General features: G+C 41.2%; 19 protein-coding genes and 1 pseudogene. All 20 read left to right on the forward strand.

Annotated features, from left to right (window positions below; genetic code table 11):
• Positions 1–191 precede the first annotated feature (191 nt).
• The 20 genes and pseudogenes from WGC32_RS09235 to pyrR all read left to right on the forward strand — a co-directional run bounded on the left by WGC32_RS09235 (position 192) and on the right by pyrR (position 16,500).
• On the forward strand, positions 192–794 hold the full coding sequence (locus WGC32_RS09235) for a type IV toxin-antitoxin system AbiEi family antitoxin domain-containing protein (protein WP_342681484.1): 603 nt from the start codon (positions 192–194) through the stop codon (positions 792–794).
• Positions 788–1,627, forward strand: a complete 840-nt coding sequence (locus WGC32_RS09240; protein ID WP_342681485.1) for a nucleotidyl transferase AbiEii/AbiGii toxin family protein — start codon at positions 788–790, stop codon at positions 1,625–1,627. The genes WGC32_RS09235 and WGC32_RS09240 overlap by 7 nt, the downstream gene beginning before the upstream one ends.
• Positions 1,628–1,914: 287 nt before the next feature.
• Positions 1,915–3,057, forward strand: a complete 1,143-nt coding sequence (locus WGC32_RS09245; RefSeq protein WP_342681486.1) for a hypothetical protein — start codon at positions 1,915–1,917, stop codon at positions 3,055–3,057.
• Entirely contained in the window at positions 3,057–4,094 is a 1,038-nt protein-coding gene (locus tag WGC32_RS09250; RefSeq protein WP_342681487.1) for a YqaJ viral recombinase family nuclease, read from the forward strand. The genes WGC32_RS09245 and WGC32_RS09250 overlap by 1 nt, the downstream gene beginning before the upstream one ends.
• A 52-nt stretch (positions 4,095–4,146) precedes the next feature.
• Complete coding sequence (locus WGC32_RS09255; protein ID WP_342681488.1) at positions 4,147–4,674, forward strand: DUF7768 domain-containing protein; 528 nt, start codon at positions 4,147–4,149, stop codon at positions 4,672–4,674.
• Positions 4,671–5,333, forward strand: a complete 663-nt coding sequence (locus tag WGC32_RS09260) for a hypothetical protein (protein ID WP_342681489.1) — start codon at positions 4,671–4,673, stop codon at positions 5,331–5,333. Before WGC32_RS09255 ends, WGC32_RS09260 begins: the two co-directional genes overlap by 4 nt.
• Positions 5,314–7,527 (forward strand): SF1B family DNA helicase RecD2, encoded by a 2,214-nt coding sequence (gene recD2, locus WGC32_RS09265; RefSeq protein WP_342681490.1) that lies wholly within the window; start codon positions 5,314–5,316, stop codon positions 7,525–7,527. The genes WGC32_RS09260 and recD2 overlap by 20 nt, the downstream gene beginning before the upstream one ends.
• A gap of 16 nt (positions 7,528–7,543) precedes the next feature.
• On the forward strand, positions 7,544–7,990 hold the full coding sequence (locus WGC32_RS09270) for a hypothetical protein (protein ID WP_342681491.1): 447 nt from the start codon (positions 7,544–7,546) through the stop codon (positions 7,988–7,990).
• Between the two features lie 12 nt (positions 7,991–8,002).
• Entirely contained in the window at positions 8,003–8,773 is a 771-nt protein-coding gene (locus tag WGC32_RS09275; RefSeq protein ID WP_342681492.1) for a hypothetical protein, read from the forward strand.
• Positions 8,774–8,819: 46 nt separating this feature from the next.
• On the forward strand, positions 8,820–9,884 hold the full coding sequence (locus WGC32_RS09280; protein WP_342681493.1) for a DUF3854 domain-containing protein: 1,065 nt from the start codon (positions 8,820–8,822) through the stop codon (positions 9,882–9,884).
• Between the two features lie 137 nt (positions 9,885–10,021).
• The gene (locus WGC32_RS09285) at positions 10,022–10,942 is read left to right on the forward strand and encodes a ParM/StbA family protein (protein ID WP_342681494.1); all 921 of its coding nucleotides are present in this window, start codon (positions 10,022–10,024) and stop codon (positions 10,940–10,942) included.
• A 14-nt stretch (positions 10,943–10,956) separates the two neighbouring features.
• Positions 10,957–11,316, forward strand: a complete 360-nt coding sequence (locus WGC32_RS09290) for a hypothetical protein (RefSeq protein WP_342681495.1) — start codon at positions 10,957–10,959, stop codon at positions 11,314–11,316.
• A 151-nt stretch (positions 11,317–11,467) separates the two neighbouring features.
• Positions 11,468–11,821, forward strand: coding sequence for a helix-turn-helix domain-containing protein (locus tag WGC32_RS09295; protein WP_342681496.1), 354 nt, complete (start codon positions 11,468–11,470; stop codon positions 11,819–11,821).
• A gap of 334 nt (positions 11,822–12,155) precedes the next feature.
• Positions 12,156–12,566: a sigma-70 family RNA polymerase sigma factor gene (locus WGC32_RS09300; RefSeq protein ID WP_342681497.1), complete on the forward strand. Its 411-nt coding sequence runs from the start codon at positions 12,156–12,158 to the stop codon at positions 12,564–12,566.
• Positions 12,556–12,747 (forward strand): helix-turn-helix domain-containing protein, encoded by a 192-nt coding sequence (locus WGC32_RS09305; RefSeq protein ID WP_342681498.1) that lies wholly within the window; start codon positions 12,556–12,558, stop codon positions 12,745–12,747. The genes WGC32_RS09300 and WGC32_RS09305 overlap by 11 nt, the downstream gene beginning before the upstream one ends.
• A gap of 369 nt (positions 12,748–13,116) precedes the next feature.
• Positions 13,117–13,326 carry a DUF6462 family protein gene (locus WGC32_RS09310; protein WP_342681499.1) on the forward strand — a complete coding sequence of 70 codons (210 nt, stop codon included), beginning with the start codon at positions 13,117–13,119 and terminating at the stop codon, positions 13,324–13,326.
• A gap of 111 nt (positions 13,327–13,437) precedes the next feature.
• Entirely contained in the window at positions 13,438–13,599 is a 162-nt protein-coding gene (locus WGC32_RS09315) for a toxin-antitoxin system HicB family antitoxin (protein ID WP_342681681.1), read from the forward strand.
• A gap of 45 nt (positions 13,600–13,644) precedes the next feature.
• Positions 13,645–14,877: a tyrosine-type recombinase/integrase gene (locus WGC32_RS09320; protein ID WP_342681500.1), complete on the forward strand. Its 1,233-nt coding sequence runs from the start codon at positions 13,645–13,647 to the stop codon at positions 14,875–14,877.
• A gap of 286 nt (positions 14,878–15,163) precedes the next feature.
• Positions 15,164–15,553, forward strand: a pseudogene (locus tag WGC32_RS09325) (lysine--tRNA ligase); the annotation flags it as partial.
• Positions 15,554–15,954: 401 nt separating this feature from the next.
• Positions 15,955–16,500: a bifunctional pyr operon transcriptional regulator/uracil phosphoribosyltransferase PyrR gene (gene pyrR / locus WGC32_RS09330; RefSeq protein ID WP_342681501.1), complete on the forward strand. Its 546-nt coding sequence runs from the start codon at positions 15,955–15,957 to the stop codon at positions 16,498–16,500.

Here is a 16,500-nt window from a genome sequence, read left to right on the forward strand (position 1 = left end):
TGGTAAATAAGTATCAAGCATAAAATTTAATAATTGCCACACTGAAGGGATGTCTATTTAGACATCCCTTTTTCTTTTGAATTTTTTTCGGAAAAACGCATATCATATCTTAAAGTGCTTATTTACATTTTTACTTTAACGATGTATAATTTAAAGCAAGAATGTAAATGAGCACTGAGAGGTGATTATGTATGGATAAAATCTGGGAAAAATTTGTTAGAATAGCAGAGGATAATGATGGAGTTATCCGAACAAGCCAAGTTGAAGCGGCTGGTATCAGTCGTCCTATGCTAAAAAAATATATGGATTTAGGAAAATTGGAGCGCATCAGAAAGGGTCTATATATATTAAGCGGAGAAGTTGCAGACGAATATGTTCTTCTGCAGGCTCAAAACACAAAAGCTATCTTTTCATATGGAACGGCACTTTTTTTCTGGGGGTTGTCAGACAGAACGCCACATATTTTAGATGTGACGCTGCCTCAAGGATTGAATGCTACTGTGCTGCGGAAAAACAATCCGAATATCCGTTGTCATTACATCGTAAATGATTTGTATGAGTTGGGTATTACGGAATTGATGTCTCCTCAGGGAGGTACAGTGCGTTTGTATGATAAAGAAAGATGTATTTGTGATTTGATACGGGATAAAGAGAAAATAGAAATGCAGTTGTATTCGCAGGCTCTCAGGGACTACTTTAAATCCAAGCCTAACAATCGTAAATTGCTGCGATACGGTAAACAATTTGGAATTGATGATAAAATAAGGACTTACATGGAGGTTTTGTCATGTTAACACCGGAACAAATTAAAGGACGGATTAAGAACATCGCAGAGAAAAAAGAGCTGCGCCCACAAGAGGTTCTGCAGATGTTTTTGTTTGAGAGAGTATTGGAACGCCTTTCCGCTTCTGAATATAAAAGTAATTTTATTTTGAAGGGAGGCTTACTTATTTCATCCATGATCGGGATCAGCGAAAGAACAACAATGGATATGGATACTACTGTTCGCGGCATTCAAATGGAAGAGGATGAGATTGTAGAGATAGTCAAAAAAATCATTGCAATAGATGTGGATGATGGGATTCAATTTGAGTTTCAAAGAATTGAACCGATTCGTGAAGATGATGCATATAACAACTTTAGAATTCATCTTATCGCAAAATACGGTAAAATAAATAATCCAATGAAAATGGATGTTACTACAGGCGATGTTATTACACCAGCAGCAATTCGGTATGATTACCCTCTAATACTCAGTGAAAAAACGGTTTCCATTTTGGCATACTCATTAGAAACAATATTAGCAGAAAAATATGAGACTATTATTCGTAGAAACATTGGAACCACAAGAGCAAGAGATTTTTATGATTTGTATATGCTTTGTCGGCAGCACTGGGATGAGATCCGTTTTGAAGTATTGCATGATGCAGTACAACATACGGCTAAAAAGCGTGGGTCACTTGAAGAATTGTACGATTGGAAAGATATTCTCAAAGAAATTAGAGAGGAACCGCAGCTGTACACACTCTGGAGAAATTATGTCGCAGAAAACAAATATGCTGAGGGTCTTGAGTTCCATGTGATTTTGGATGTTGTCGATGAGATTGCCGAGATGTTGAATTTCTAAAATTTCAATTCAAACATAGCAATGGAATGTATCATTTACAGGCTTCTTTCTTATATAGATTGACTGGAGAACAAATCTCTGTTATAATATATATAACAGTTTCAAGATTTTCGTAAGAAAAATCATAGTTATCAAGTAATCAAAGTGTCATTTGCATTTTTGCAGATGGCACTTTTTTGTTTTCCGGCCAAATTTCATATTGGGCATAAGCCAGCAGTCCTTCGGGGTTGCTGGCTTTTGTTATATATCAAGGCGGTTAACCGTCAAAAAAAGAAAGGAGCATCTATATGCTAAAAAAATGCGAAGACAACTATTTCACAACCTTCAGTTCCCCTGTGGTGATGTTAGATTACCACGAACAGCTGGAGAGAGAAAGCAAGTGGCACAGATGCAAGGTCAACACCCTGCAAGTTGAACCGCTGAATGAATCCTCTCCCCTCTATGGTAATTTAAGTGCTTTTGCCTCAGGAATCTCTCAAGATGCTGTAGAGGATACGGCAAAAAACTTAGGTTTAGCTATGCGTGTAGATGGCGAATGCTATCCATTGCGCATGACAGCCTACAAAAGCCTTCTTGACAGGGCGAAAATCGGAGGTACTGCGCTCCCAAAACTTGGACGTGATGTATTGGCAGAAACCTTGAATGCCTGCCTGCATCTGTATTCAGCCGAGGCATTACTTCTGATTCGTGATGAAAAAATTGCAGCAGTTCATTCCGGAGATCCATCAGACTATTCTGTCCTTCCAATCAATGAATTGCTCAGTACCCTCACAAGAAAGCTGGATGAGCGTTTTCCAGGCGCTGTTTTTGAGTCTGGATATACCGATCATTCGTGTTCCAGTGCTACCTGGACACTTCCCGGTCAGAAAGATGATCTCTTAGGTGCCTATGCTAAAGTGCTGAAAGAGCAAGGTAAAAGTGCTATGGCTGCAAAACTGATGCCAGGCATTCGCTTTATGACCTCAGACACAGGCGTTGCCTCTGCAAAAGTTTCAGCGCTTCTAACCGGTCTGCAGTATCCAATCCATATTGGAGGATGTATTGCAGTAGATCATCGCCATCAGAAAAAAGTGAATGATTTTGAAAATGCGTTGGATCAGTTATTTGCTCAGTTTGGTGATTCAGTAGCAAAACTGGAAAAGCTGTTGGATATCGAACTTGAGTACCCAGTCAATGCAATGACACGCATCTGTAAAAAGCTGAGTCTTCCTAAAAAGGCAGCGGTGGAAGCAATCGCAATGTTTGAGATGTCTTATGGCGGAGGATCAGCAACAGCACATGATGTTTTCATGGCACTGCAGGAAATTCCTTTTATCCTTAAAAGTCAGAATACTCCGGAGAGCAAAATGCTTGTTATAGAAGAAAATATGGCAAGAGCATTGACACTGAAATGGAGTGATTATGACCTTGCAAAGGCGGTGAGCTATTGATGGCACAGCCCATTTTGCTATGCGACACCAAAGGAATGAGCAATGAGCGCTGGCTGGAATGCAGAATGCATGGTCCTGCAGGGACGATTCCTTATACCGTCGGTGGAAGTGATGTAGCTACAATTTTTGGTTTGAGTCCATGGACAACACCATTAGAATTGTGGTTAATCAAAAAAGGAAGAATGAAACCTGTTGAAAAGGCAAATGCGAGTCAGCTGGAAATGGGACATCTTTTAGAACCCATTGCTGCCCACTGGTATGCGAAAAAAAGCGGAAATACCGTTTATGAGGATACTGGTTTATATCAACATGCTGATCACCCATATGCCTTGGCCAACTTTGACCGCAGGTTCACTCGTTCATCAGATGGTGAACCCGGAATTTTAGAGTGCAAGAGCTGCACCTATCACAAGGCTGAAGACTGGGCGGACGATGCAATCCCCATTTACTATGAGCTGCAATTACGATTTTATCTATCAGTTGCAGATGTGCGAATAGGCGCTTTCTCTGCTCTTTGGGGTAACAATCCGGAAACGGACTTAGCTATTCCAGATATTGAACGAGATCAGGCGAAAGAAGATATGATTTTCGAACGCCTTGAGGAGTGGATTTGGAGCTTAGTGCATGATAAACCCCCTAAGATGACAGATGTAAAGCCCAAACTGGCTTTAGAATCATTGGCCAGAATTTATGGCAGCAGTCAACCTGGTTTACCAACCATTGAGTTGCCAAAAAGTTATGAAAAACAAGTTCGTCGCATTGCGCTTCTACAAGGCAAAATTGATGAATGCAATGCGGAAATAAAATCTTATGCAAAGGAGATCGAGGCACATAGTGTGCGAATTGCAGAATTGATGAAGAAACATGAAAGAGGTATTTTAGAAACAACTACCGACAAATTCCTAATTGATTTTGCCACGAAAACCAGCCGCAGAACGGACACAAAGGCTTTGAAAGAAAAATATCCTACCGTCTTCAAAGATGTGCAGAAAACTACTGAAAGCCGAAAACTAAAAGTCTCTGTTCAAACGGCGTAATCATCTGAGCCGGGAGGATTTCTCCCGGCTGAATTTTAGAAAGGAGTTCATTATGGAACAAAATATTTTTATCGAGAATTGGGAAGACAAGCTTGCTTTGCAGTTTCTAAAAAACAACAGGTGTTGTAAAAAAGCATATATCTGTTCTCCTCTAAGCGCACCGACAGAGGAAGAAATGCTTCGAAATATGCATAGTGCCAGAGCGTATATGTATTATGCTATGGAGAAAATGGGATATGCTGCACGAGCACCCCATGCATATCTTCCGATGCTTCTGTGTGACCGCGTCCCTTCAGAACGTGCTATTGCACTTCAGTTTGGACTTCACCTTTTGGAGGAAAGCGATTTGATTTTAGTGTGTGGCAATCATATCAGCAACGGTATGCGAGAAGAAATACTTCATGCCATAACATTGAATATGCCTATTTACACCTTTGAGGAAAGTCTCTATTTGATGGTTCAAAAACTGGCAACTCAGCATAACGGGAACAAATCTCTTGTTCATCTAAACCGTGACCACTATGTTTTAAGCTGGGAGTCCCCGATAACTCATATGAAGAATGCGGGGATGTTTCGATGAAAAGATTTTTTCAACCAGTTGACCTAAGATCACGCAAAGCAATGATAGATTATCTGGAGGATCATTTCAGATACTTCACAATGAATTCCTGGAATTGTTCACAATCGTATGCATGCAATCTCAAAATCTACAAACTTGGTTTGGATCATGAGATAAGCGAAAAACTGTACGATATGTTGGACACCCAGGAATTTTTTTATTGGCAAAAAGAGCTGTTAGATGAATTTGCTAAAACACATCAGTATCGCTGGCAAGCAGCTATGAACGGACGAAGCGGCGGATATCTGGTGCTCTATCAGGGTGAACTGAAACCAAGTGAATACAAATCCTACTGTACACATTGTGGACAGAGAAATTATAAGTCGGTATCAGAGTCTGGAAATATTTGTGGCGTATGTCGCAATCCAAGTAGGGTTGATTATTCCCACCCTCCGATGCAGGTGAATATTTTTCCTGGCAGAGGCACAGATGATGATGCAGATTATGAAACTTGGGAGATGTATGAACTGAGAGAACGTGTCAGATTGGTTCAGGAATTTGATCAACTGGCAGACAGAATGGTTGACCAGGCAATTCATCTCGCAAAAACATGCGTCGTTGAAGAAGAGGAATATCTGATTCCGCAAAGGAAAAAGGTGCTTGTTTCAACAGGAGCATGATCAGAAAGGAGAAGCAAAATTGTTATGTCAGTTTGAAAAATTGATCTATCCATCCAATATCGCTGCAGTTGGAATAAACAGCTATATGATTGCGCTGTATCGACCGTGCGAAAAAATTCTCGATACATCCGGGAACAGAGTTACGCAGGTCAAGGCAGTTGGTTATTGCTTGCCAACCGCAGATAATCTGCGTTATGAGATCCAGGGGCATTGGAGTAAAAACCCGAAACATGGCGTACAGTATGAAGTCGAGAGCTATGAAGAGGTAATTGTTCCAAGCAAGGAAGGTATTATTGCGTATTTATCTTCTGGACAGATTAAAGGAATTGGTCCTAAAATGGCGGAGCGAATTTTCGATGCTTTTGGACTAAACACCTTGAATGTACTGGATCATGAACCGGAAAAATTATTGACTATCTCTGGTATCAGCAAGACAAAACTCAAAAAAATTTGCGATTCATATCTTGCCAACAGAGGTGCTCGTGATGTAGTCGCATTTCTTGCACCACACGGCATTACACCAAATCGCGCAGTGCAGCTATACAGAGAATATGGAAACGAAACGATGGAGATCGTAAAAAATCATCCATACCGTCTTTGTGAAATTGCCGGAATTGGATTTCGCTCTGCTGATCAGATAGCCATGAACATGGGATTTGCTAAAGTATCTGCGGAACGAGTGGATGAAGGTTTAATGTTCACTCTAACAGAAGCTGAAGGCAAAGGCCACTTGTGCATGGAGAAAAAAGATTTCGTAAAAACAGCAATGAAAATTCTGGATACACCGAAACTCACGATTGACATGGTTGCAAACAGAGCTGCCAGACTGGTTTCAGCAGGCAGACTCAGTTGTTATAAAGGCTATGTTTATCGTGCGAGGACTGCTGAGACGGAGCAGCAACTGGCAGAAAGGATCCATGTTGTACAGAGAAGTTCCCCTTATGCCAGATTTAGTTCTTTGGATCAGGAAATAAATCGAGAGGAACAGAAACTGGGAATTCGACTGGATCCTGAACAGCGAACTGCCATTACCACTGCACTTCAGTCTCCCATCAGCGTTATTACCGGAGGCCCCGGAACTGGAAAAACATCCATTCAAAAAGCTATTCTGGATATTTATAGACGCCAAAATCCCGGTGGACGAATTGTTTGCTGTGCTCCGACAGGACGTGCTGCAAGACGAATGGAACAATCTACAGGTCATCCTGCGTCCACAGTTCATAAAGCACTTGGATTGATAGCCGGTGATGATGGTCAATATGGTGAACCGGAATCGTTTGACGCTGACTTAGTGCTGATAGATGAGGTATCCATGTTGGATATTTATCTTGCAAAGCATGTTTTGCGCAGTGTTCCAAAAGGATGTCAATTGGTTCTTATCGGAGATGCAGATCAATTGCCTTCTGTGGGACCGGGAGCTGTATTGAGTGAAATCATAAAAAGTGATGTCATTCCGGTTGTTCGTCTGGATCGTGTTCATCGTCAGAATGCTGGCAGTCGGATCGCAACAAACGCAAAGCTGATTCGACATGGAAATCTGAGTCTGGAATATGGTACTGATTTTCAGTTTTTAGATTCGTCGAGTATAGCAGAATCTGCTGAGAAAATTGAAAAACTGTATCTACAGGAGATTGCTAAATATGGTGTGGACAATGTCGCATTGCTTTCTCCTTATCGTCAAAAAACGGAAACAGGTGTAGCAGCTCTTAATGAACGGATTCGCAAGGATGTCAATCCACAGGATCCTACAAAGGGAGAAATCACACTAGGGAAAAAAACATTTCGCACTGGAGACAAAGTAATGCAGATAAAAAACCACGAAGATGTAAACAACGGAGATATCGGATACATTACTGATATCTCAGGAATTGGTAATGATGCCGTAGTTTGCATTGATTTCGGTGATGGTCGAAATGTTGAGTATGATGCTTCTGAACTCAATATGCTTGACCTTGGTTATGCTTCTACCATTCATAAGTCTCAAGGTAGTGAATATCAGTCTGTAATAATCAATCTGCAATGTGCTCACTCAATTATGTTGGTCCGTCCGCTGATCTATACGGCAATCACACGAGCTAAAAAACAAGTGATTATTGTTGGTGAACGACGAGCGCTTTGTATTGCGATCAAAAAGCAGGATACAGAAAAACGAGGAACACAGCTGGCAGAACGATTAAAAGAACTCAGTCATTAAAAGAAAGGAGCCCATCATGGCAACAATTTTGGAACAGTACTTACAGTTAAAATCAGCTACAGGAGAACAGATGGCATCCGGTACGCTTCCGTGTGACAAGGTATTTACATACCAAGAAATTCTTTATAGAATTTCGGTTTTAGAATCCTGTCAAGCCTTCTGTAAAACGGCGCCTATTACAACAGACACGAAAGTACTCTGCTATCATTATCAGATTGTTGATGCGTATCTTTGCTCTTTGCTTTCAGAACACAAGGTGGGATTTCCTGCAAATGATGAATTGAAGGCAAAAAGAAAAGCGGCATCGGACAGTTTGACCCAGATCGTACAGAACTGCAGAAAGAGTTTCAGCAGTTTCAAACCTACTTCGCCAGAGTTGTACAAACAAAGCGTCAACAAGCTGGTTAACACTGTACTACCCGCATGGGTACAATATCGAAACACCTATATCAATTTAAAATAAGGAGGCCCAATTATGAGTCAAAACAACTCGAATGATAAAATTTTATCGCTGCAGAAAATCAGCAGCATACATCAAGTGGAAGGTTTTAATCCTGAGGATTTTGTGGTGGAATTTACTGATCTGGCAACAGGTGAAGTTCGAAAAAGACTTCCTGTTATGATTCAAATGGCATGGTTTCGCCTCTGTTATCCAGAAGGACGCATTTCGGTACAGGTTTCAACTGGTCGTGACTGTTTTGTGGCAACTGCACGAGTATATCCCAGCTATAAAGATCCAGCTGACTACTATCTTGCAGAGGCAACCGCATCACGAGGTCCTGATCCTAACAAACCATCTGTATCACCAAGAGAATGGGCGCAGACAGCAGCTGTAGGCATTGCTCTCCGCAATGCTGGATTTGGTCTTCAGTTTGCTGCTGCCGGTGAAGATTTTGAAGGCTTGACCTCAGAATCACTGCCAGTTACTGAACCTACAAATAATACATCTCAGCAGTCAGAAAATGTTTCTGATTCATCTGCTCAACAGGAATCCGCAAAGACTCCATCAGGTTCAGATGAAGATTATGAAACTGTATCACAGGAATCGTCAGAAGATCAGAAACTCAATCAGGCGTTCAAAACTCCGTGTCCGATAAAAAAGTTCAGTGATAAAACTCTGGGAGAACTGTTGGAAGTAGATCCTAAAGCACTGAATTGGATCGCTACTAAGTTTACAGGTGATGCCAAAATTCAAGAAGCCGCGAAAATGATATGTGAGTATGCCGTACAGCAGGCTTCCGCATAAAAAATGAGGGGGATGGATATTTCCATCCCCCGGAAAGGAGGGCTGTATGGATATATTTCATATGTCAGATGTTATTTCCTTGATAGGACTACCGTATCCGCCATCCGGACACAGCACCTATAACATTCCTTGCCCATGTTGTGATGATAAACCAGGGAAAAAGCATTTGAATATCAATCTGAAAAAAGATGTATTTCGATGTCCCCGGTGTGGATTTTCCGGCGGCGTTTTTGATTTATATGCTCATTATGCCGGGATACCCAGAGAAGAAGTCAGAGAAGCTCTGATTGCACGATTGAATGTTCAAGGTGATGTTCAAAAAAGAACGCCTAAAGTCGTTATTAAGGAAATTCCAGAGTGCCCTCTGACCGATGTGGATAGCCGAAGTGCAACCTACGAGGCTTTTTTAGCAAAGCTCTCGCTATCATCTGATCACAGACAGAATCTTAGAGATCGAGGTCTTACAGATGATGCAATCGATCGGTTGGGGTATAAAACAACTCCAGTTATCGGAATGTCATCCATAGCCAAACAACTTGCCGGTGAAGGCCATTATCTTGCAGGGGTTCCGGGATTTTATAAAACAGAATCCGGACAATGGTCATTTGTTCAAGAAAATCGAGGAATCTTAATTCCGGTGCGAAACGAAAATGGACAGATACAAGGTCTACAGATTCGTCGTGATAATGTAACCCGAAGAAAGTTCCGTTGGGTTTCAAGTGTCGGAAAACCAGATGGCTGCAAAGCTGAAGGCTGGGTACATCTTGCTGGTACACCCCGTCCAATGATTTTATTGACGGAAGGGCCAATGAAGGCGGATGTAATCCATTTCCTTACCGGTCAGACTGTTGTCGCTGTTCCAGGTGTAAATGCCTTAACGCATCTGGAACGCATGTTGGACATTCTGAGAGAGTATGGGGTAACGAAAATCATGACTGCATTTGATATGGATTTTCTCAGTAACCCTCATGTACAGGGAGGATACAATAATCTCACTTGGATGCTGAATGATATGGGCTTTCAGTTTGGAACTTATCTTTGGAATCCAGAATACAAGGGGCTGGACGATTATGTCTGGCAATATCTCATCAAACCAACATTGGAACAGTAACAAAATACTCACAGGCGGAATCTACATAGGTTCCGCCTTTTTTCATGCGCATTCATAGAAAAAATGCGTTTTTCATGTTACAAATGCACATACAAAACTGTGTAATAAGATAAAGAAAAAATCAGGAGGTCTTTCTAATGATTATTGCTATTGACCATGGAAATTATGCTATTAAAACCGTAAATCATTCCTTTATTGCGGGCGTGTCTGAACATACTGTAAAACCGCCGATAGCAGACGAAATTCTGGAATATGACGGAAAGTATTGGACTTTGACCGGAAATCGTCTCTCCTATATGCGAGATAAAACTCAGGATGAGCGGTACTTTATTTTGACCCTTTTTGCTGTTGCGAAAGAATTGGAAAAAGCGGGGAGTTTTTCTCCTTTTGAGCAAATTGATTTGGCGGTTGGACTCCCCCCAGAGCATTACGGTGCGTTAAAAAATAAATTTGCTCAATATTTTAAAAGAAATGGTACAATCAACTTTGTGTATAAGGATAAACCGATCAGCATTGCAATTCGTAATGTCTGTGTTTATCCGCAGGCATATGCTGCTGTAATTCCACATGCAGGAAAGCTGCTCCATACTGTTCGCATGTTCGTTATTGATATTGGAGGATATACTACAGATGTATTACTTCTGAGAAATGGAAAGCCGGATCTTCAGTTCTGTCGCAGCTTGGAAATGGGCGTCATCACAATGAATAATGAAATTATTCGCAAAGTAAGTACACAGCATGATATGAAAATTGAAGATGATCATATCAGTGCTGTGCTTCGTGGAGAGGAGACTATTCTTCCTGAAGATGTCAAACAAACAATCCGAAAAGCAACCGGTCTTCATACCAGCGACATTCTTAATAAGCTGAGAGAGCTGCAGGTTGATTTGCGTGCCAATCCAGCCATCTTTATCGGCGGAGGCAGTATCCTTTTTAAGGACTTCATTGAAAATTCCAATTTGGTAACCAAGGCTGAATTTATTGAAGATCCGAAAGCAAATGCAGTTGGGTACCTCATGCTTGCCACAAAACAACTAAGTCACCTTTCTGCAATATAATGGGGTGATATGCTGTGAAAAAGGACGGAAAGTACCGATATTCATTGCAATTTGACGCCATAACAGATGAACAGATACAGGTTGGTGAGCTGCTTGAAAAACTCGGAAATCGAAAAAGTGCCATTATTGTACCTGCACTGTTTGAATATATTAAGAGACACCCAGAAATCACAGAAGATCATGCCAAAATTAAAGTACAGGTTGAACCTTCTATCAAACGAGCAGAACTGGAAAAAATGGTTTTAAGCATTCTTGAAAGAAAATTGCCGGAAATGCAGCTTAGCTATAGCCAAGAAAAATCTGAGTCTTTACCGATTATTGCTGACTCAGATATAGACGAGATGCTTCAAAACCTTGACTTGTTTAATGAATAACCATTAGGCCCTCGTTTTGAGGGCCTTTTTTTGTCTCAGTTATACTACTCCTTATAGAAATCACACCTCTACTGCGTATTTTGGATTTATGCTTTCTTAAAATCCGGGGGATGATGGAGTAAAATAACTATTATATAAGGAGTAGATGATTTTGGAGTACAAAAAACTCGGTGCAAATGTGCAAAAATACCGTAAGATTGTAGGATTAACACAGGAACAGCTTGCAGAAATCGTGGATTGCTCAAACAGTCATATCGGGCAAATCGAAAACGGAAGAGGAATTCCCAGTTTAGAGATCACAACGAAAATAGCAAACGCTTTAGGGGTATCAGTAGATCAATTGATTATTGCGGATTCTAAATACCCTGAACTGATTTATCTTAGAGAAATCAGTGAAAAGCTTCAAAGCTATCCGTTAAGCACGAGAATATTGGCTTGTGAGATGATCCGTGATATGTTGGAGGTTCTTGATAGAGCTCAGTTTGATAACTCGCATTTAAAATGATGTTGAGGGGTTAGGGTATCATGGAAGTGAGTGGGGTCTGGATGTAGTCCTGGTACAGGAAGCAAATTTCGACAACTAAATATAGTAAGAAAAAATAGCCCGCAAAGGACTATTGTTACTTTTTGCGCTTTTATAAGGATATGGGATGCGTTTGCAGTCCATGTCCTTTTTTTTATCACTTTTTCGAAAGGGGGTGGTTTCTATGATTGTTCGTGCTATGACTTAAATTCTCACACAGCATATAAGCAAACTAAGAAGCATAGCATGCCGTTTCGGCATGTAATGTCTTTCCCTTTCCTGTGTCGTGACGGCATGCCTGAAAGGAGGCATTGTCGTGTCACGACAAAACCAGGAACCGGATGAGTTGAGAGCGAGATTTACTGTGTACATAAAACAGGTAATCATTCATGCAAAGCTCGACTACATCCGAAAAAAGAACCGTACTTCCCAAGAAATATCGTTGGAAGATTTGGATTTTGAACCGGCAGTAGATTTTGAGGAACAATATTCCCAAACTAATTCGGAACAAAAATCTTTTGAGTTTGAAGAGGAACATCTTGCAAACGCTTTTGCTGCACTTCCTTTATTAAGACAAAAGGTGTTAGAAATGCTGTTTGTTCAGGAACTCACACCTCTTGAAATATCGAAAAGAATGCATTGTTCTGTAAAATATGTCTACGATCAGAAGTATCTTGCTCTTCAAAAACTTCGTAGATTGCTGGGAGGTGAACCACATGGCAAGTAAAGAGTTTGCCGAATTACTCACTAATGCTATTTCCGGTGATTACAGTTCTCTGGAAAAGATTATTGATTTATATATGCCCTTGATTGACAAAAGCAGCATTGTGGACGGGCAGTTTGATGAAGATTGTAAACAATACATTCTGCTGCAAGTTGCTTTACAGATAATGAAATTCAAAATTTAATTTTTCTGGTCGGATTTCTCACTGAGATCCGACCAAATTTTTTAAAAAGTTTTTGTTTGACTACGAAATTGCCGAAAGATGAATCGCTTTTATTATACGAAGACATCCTTCTGTATCTTGACAATTGAATAGCAAACCTCGGTACATCCCCTGATGATGAGCGGCTATCCATTTGTGTGGCGAACAAAGACAAGAGCACTGATATGCAGGTGGCCCCTACATAACGCGATGAGGCATCAGGGATAATAATGGTACTTCCGTAATTCGCGGCTCGGCCACAATGAAGGCGGGGAGATTAGATTTCTATGGACCCAGTAGCTATGGGCGCCGAGTTAGGCATTTATCTTTTATTGTGAAGGAGGATTTAAAATGGGATATAAGCGACAAGACGTGGAACAAACAAAACAATATGCCAAGAAATTTGTGCGGTATAAAGAAGGCGCAGAAAAGTATAGTTTGGGATTGACCAAATTTCAGGAATTAGCAAAAGAAGCAAAAGCGGTTTATAAAATTGATGGAATTGCTTTAGTAAACTGCGAAATTTTTGAAAAGTTTTTGGAGTCATTTCGCGAATTTTGAATGAGGTACTTATATGAAATTGAAGGTAGGAATTCATATCATAAAAGGTATTGACTTTTTGTCTTACAATAAGTATACTAAAGTTAGTGTGGAGGTAGCAATATGACACAGATGGGAAGACCCAAAAAGAGCAACGCAAAAAGGAAGTCCCTCACAATCCGCATGTCGGAAGACACGCATAGAAAATTGTCAGAGTATGCTGCTAAGCACAAAATGTCAATGACAGAAGTTGCCTTACGGAATCTGGAAAAGTTTTTGTCCACGCAGGAGTAAGTGCTATGAGTTCCTCTTTTCAATTTCTTTGAAGGAGGTAACAAAATGGCAAAGGCACGAAAAGATGATCGCGGAAGGGCGCTCAGGAAAGGAGAAGTGCAGAGAGCATCAGATAAGCGGTATATGTACACTTATACTGATCCTCTTGGACGGCGTAAGTTTATATACGCGCAGGATTTAGCAACGCTTCGTGAAAAAGAAGAGCAATTGGTGAAGGATCAATTAGATGGTTTAGATGTATATGTTTCAGGTAAAGCTACGGTAAATGATACTTTTGATCGTTATATATCCGCAAAATACGATTTGAGAGAAACTACTCGTAGTAACTATATCTACATATATGATCGCTTCATCAGAAATACCTTTGGTAAGAAGAAAATTGCAAAAATCAAATTTTCGGAAGTGCTCCAGTTTTATTATCATTTGCTTAATGAAGAGGAATTGTCATTAGGCACGCTGGATTCGGTTCATACATTGCTGCATCCTACATTTCAACTGGCGGTGCGTGATGAGATTATTCGAAATAATCCGTCGGATGGAGTAATGAAAGAGGTCAGTAAAAAGGCTGGTAAGTCCAGAGGCGTCAGACATGCGTTAACAATAGAGCAACAACGGGCGTTTATGGATTATATGGCAAATCACCCGGTCTATTATCACTGGTGGCCATTGTTTACAGTATTATTAGGCACAGGTTGTAGAATCGGAGAAGTCTTAGGACTCCGTTGGGATGATATTGATTATGAAAAACGCATTATTAGTATCAATCACAGCGTAGTGTATTATCCGGTAGGTGATTCAAGAACATCAGTCTTGCATATATCGAAGCCAAAGACGGAAGCTGGTATTCGCACAGTTCCGATGCTTGATGTGGTTTATGATGCGTTTCAAATGGAACGTGAGGAGCAGAGAGAGTTCGGATTTTGTGATACAGAAATTGATGGTATGACAGGTTTCATTTTTATCAATCGTTTCGGGAATCTACATAATCCGCAATCTGTGAATCGAGCCATCAAGCGAATAAGCGGTAGCTACAATGCAGAAGAAGTGGTAAACGCAAAAAAAGAAAGGCGTGAGCCAATTATTCTTCCGTCATTTTCCTGCCATCATCTGAGACATACATTCTGTACCAGGCTCTGTGAACACGAAACGAATTTAAAGGTGATCCAAGCAGTTATGGGACATCGAAACATTGAAACAACGATGGATATCTATGCTGAGGCAACAGATCGTAAAAAACAGGAATCGTTTGAAAACTTATCAAAATTGGATATCTTTTGAGAAGAGTTCTCGGCGTCGGAAATTGACAACAAATATGTTGCGCTGACAGTAAGTTGACAACAATTTTATTTTTTCTCTGATGAAGTATGAATCAATACGAATTGCAGAGAATTAAGTAATTACAGGGATTTGAAGAAATACGAATGAAGGTGTTTTGTTGGGAAAACTTTTCCCCACCATGAAGCCTTTGGATGCGCAGAAAAAAGAGAAAACACCTTCTTTAGATCAGGCCATGCAGCAGGCTACAGAGGTTCTCTCCCAGCAGATCGAAGCAATGCCGGCGAAAGAGGCGGAACCCATTGATTTCTCCAAGGTAGAAATTGAGCCTTTGTTCAAGGACACCGTTGATTTTGAGACCTTCTCTAAATCCGATTTTAGAGCTGTCAAGGTGCTTGCCTGCGAAGCTGTGCCGAAATCTAAGAAGCTTTTGAAGTTCACCTTAGACGACGGCAGCGGCGAAAACAGGACGATTTTAAGCGGTATTCATGCCTATTATGAGCCGGAAGAACTGGTCGGCAAGACCTGTATCGCTATTACAAATCTTCCGCCGAGACCGATGATGGGCATTGACTCCTGCGGTATGCTGATTAGTGCAGTACACCACGAGGAAGGGGTCGAAAAACTCCATCTCTTGATGGTGGACGACCATATTCCGGCGGGCGCAAAGCTCTACTAAAGCGTGATGTATTCCTTTTATAATGCTGTCGAGCGATTTAAGGGGAAAGAAACCGAGAAATAAAAAGAAAAACCAGCCTTTTGGGCTGGTTTTTTTGTGCCAAAGGCCTAAAATTTTTCGGTTGTATTCTTTTGCTTGACAGCCTCTCTCTGGGGATATACAATAAAAGAAACTATATTTTTTTGTACATTTCTAATAGAATGGGTGGAAAGAACAGGATTTTCTGAAGCCCCCAGCAAATCAATATAGACGAATAAAGGACTGCCTTGAAATTGGTCCCGTGAGGCCAGTAAGGTTGGATGTGACAGAATGTTTTCCGTCATCCTGTGGGAAATAATGCACAGCACAGCCATACTGCCTGCCGGTAGTATGGCTTTTTTGATGGAGAAGGGAGGACGGGAATGTTCAAAGAAAAGGCACAGATTATGGACGCAAAGTCTATGGGACGGGCGATAGCGCGGATTACCTATGAAATTATCGAACGTAATCACGGTGTGGCTAACCTTTGCATCCTGGGCATCAAATCCCGGGGAGGGGAAATCGCCCGCCGGATTGCTGAGAAAATCGGAGAAATTGAAGGGAATACTGTGCCGGTAGGCATATTGGATATTACACCTTTCCGGGATGATCTTAAGCAGACAGACGGCATTGAGGATACCAGTGAGATTCCCTTTGCTGTGACAGGGAAGAAGATTATCCTGGTGGATGACGTTATGTATACAGGACGGAGCACCAGGGCGGCCTTGGATGCTGTCATGGCCCGGGGACGGCCAAGGGCCGTACAGCTGGCAGTCCTTATCGACCGAGGACACCGGGAACTGCCTTTGCGCCCGGATTTTGTTGGGAAAAATGTGCCTACCTCCCACGAGGAAGAAATCCGGGTGATGCTGGTAGAGAGGGACGGTGTGGACGAGGTCAGTATTTATACAAAGAAAAGGGAGACGTAA

The sequence above is a fragment of the Zongyangia acetica genome (genome assembly GCF_038739695.1).
Classification (GTDB): domain Bacteria; phylum Bacillota; class Clostridia; order Oscillospirales; family Ruminococcaceae; genus Zongyangia; species Zongyangia gallinarum.

What these genes read in the sequence shown, in the direction of transcription:
- WGC32_RS09255 (WP_342681488.1), top strand. Translation starts at nt 4,147, where the DNA reads ATGGAACAAAATATTTTTATCGAGAATTGGGAAGACAAGCTTGCTTTG.
- WGC32_RS09315 (WP_342681681.1), top strand. Translation starts at nt 13,438, where the DNA reads ATGGGAAGACCCAAAAAGAGCAACGCAAAAAGGAAGTCCCTCACAATC.
- WGC32_RS09285 (WP_342681494.1), top strand. Translation starts at nt 10,022, where the DNA reads ATGATTATTGCTATTGACCATGGAAATTATGCTATTAAAACCGTAAAT.
- WGC32_RS09280 (WP_342681493.1), top strand. Translation starts at nt 8,820, where the DNA reads ATGGATATATTTCATATGTCAGATGTTATTTCCTTGATAGGACTACCG.
- WGC32_RS09250 (WP_342681487.1), top strand. Translation starts at nt 3,057, where the DNA reads ATGGCACAGCCCATTTTGCTATGCGACACCAAAGGAATGAGCAATGAG.
- WGC32_RS09310 (WP_342681499.1), top strand. Translation starts at nt 13,117, where the DNA reads ATGGGATATAAGCGACAAGACGTGGAACAAACAAAACAATATGCCAAG.
- WGC32_RS09320 (WP_342681500.1), top strand. Translation starts at nt 13,645, where the DNA reads ATGGCAAAGGCACGAAAAGATGATCGCGGAAGGGCGCTCAGGAAAGGA.
- WGC32_RS09260 (WP_342681489.1), top strand. Translation starts at nt 4,671, where the DNA reads ATGAAAAGATTTTTTCAACCAGTTGACCTAAGATCACGCAAAGCAATG.
- WGC32_RS09305 (WP_342681498.1), top strand. Translation starts at nt 12,556, where the DNA reads ATGGCAAGTAAAGAGTTTGCCGAATTACTCACTAATGCTATTTCCGGT.
- WGC32_RS09275 (WP_342681492.1), top strand. Translation starts at nt 8,003, where the DNA reads ATGAGTCAAAACAACTCGAATGATAAAATTTTATCGCTGCAGAAAATC.
- WGC32_RS09270 (WP_342681491.1), top strand. Translation starts at nt 7,544, where the DNA reads ATGGCAACAATTTTGGAACAGTACTTACAGTTAAAATCAGCTACAGGA.
- WGC32_RS09235 (WP_342681484.1), top strand. Translation starts at nt 192, where the DNA reads ATGGATAAAATCTGGGAAAAATTTGTTAGAATAGCAGAGGATAATGAT.
- WGC32_RS09245 (WP_342681486.1), top strand. Translation starts at nt 1,915, where the DNA reads ATGCTAAAAAAATGCGAAGACAACTATTTCACAACCTTCAGTTCCCCT.
- pyrR (WP_342681501.1), top strand. Translation starts at nt 15,955, where the DNA reads ATGTTCAAAGAAAAGGCACAGATTATGGACGCAAAGTCTATGGGACGG.
- WGC32_RS09240 (WP_342681485.1), top strand. Translation starts at nt 788, where the DNA reads ATGTTAACACCGGAACAAATTAAAGGACGGATTAAGAACATCGCAGAG.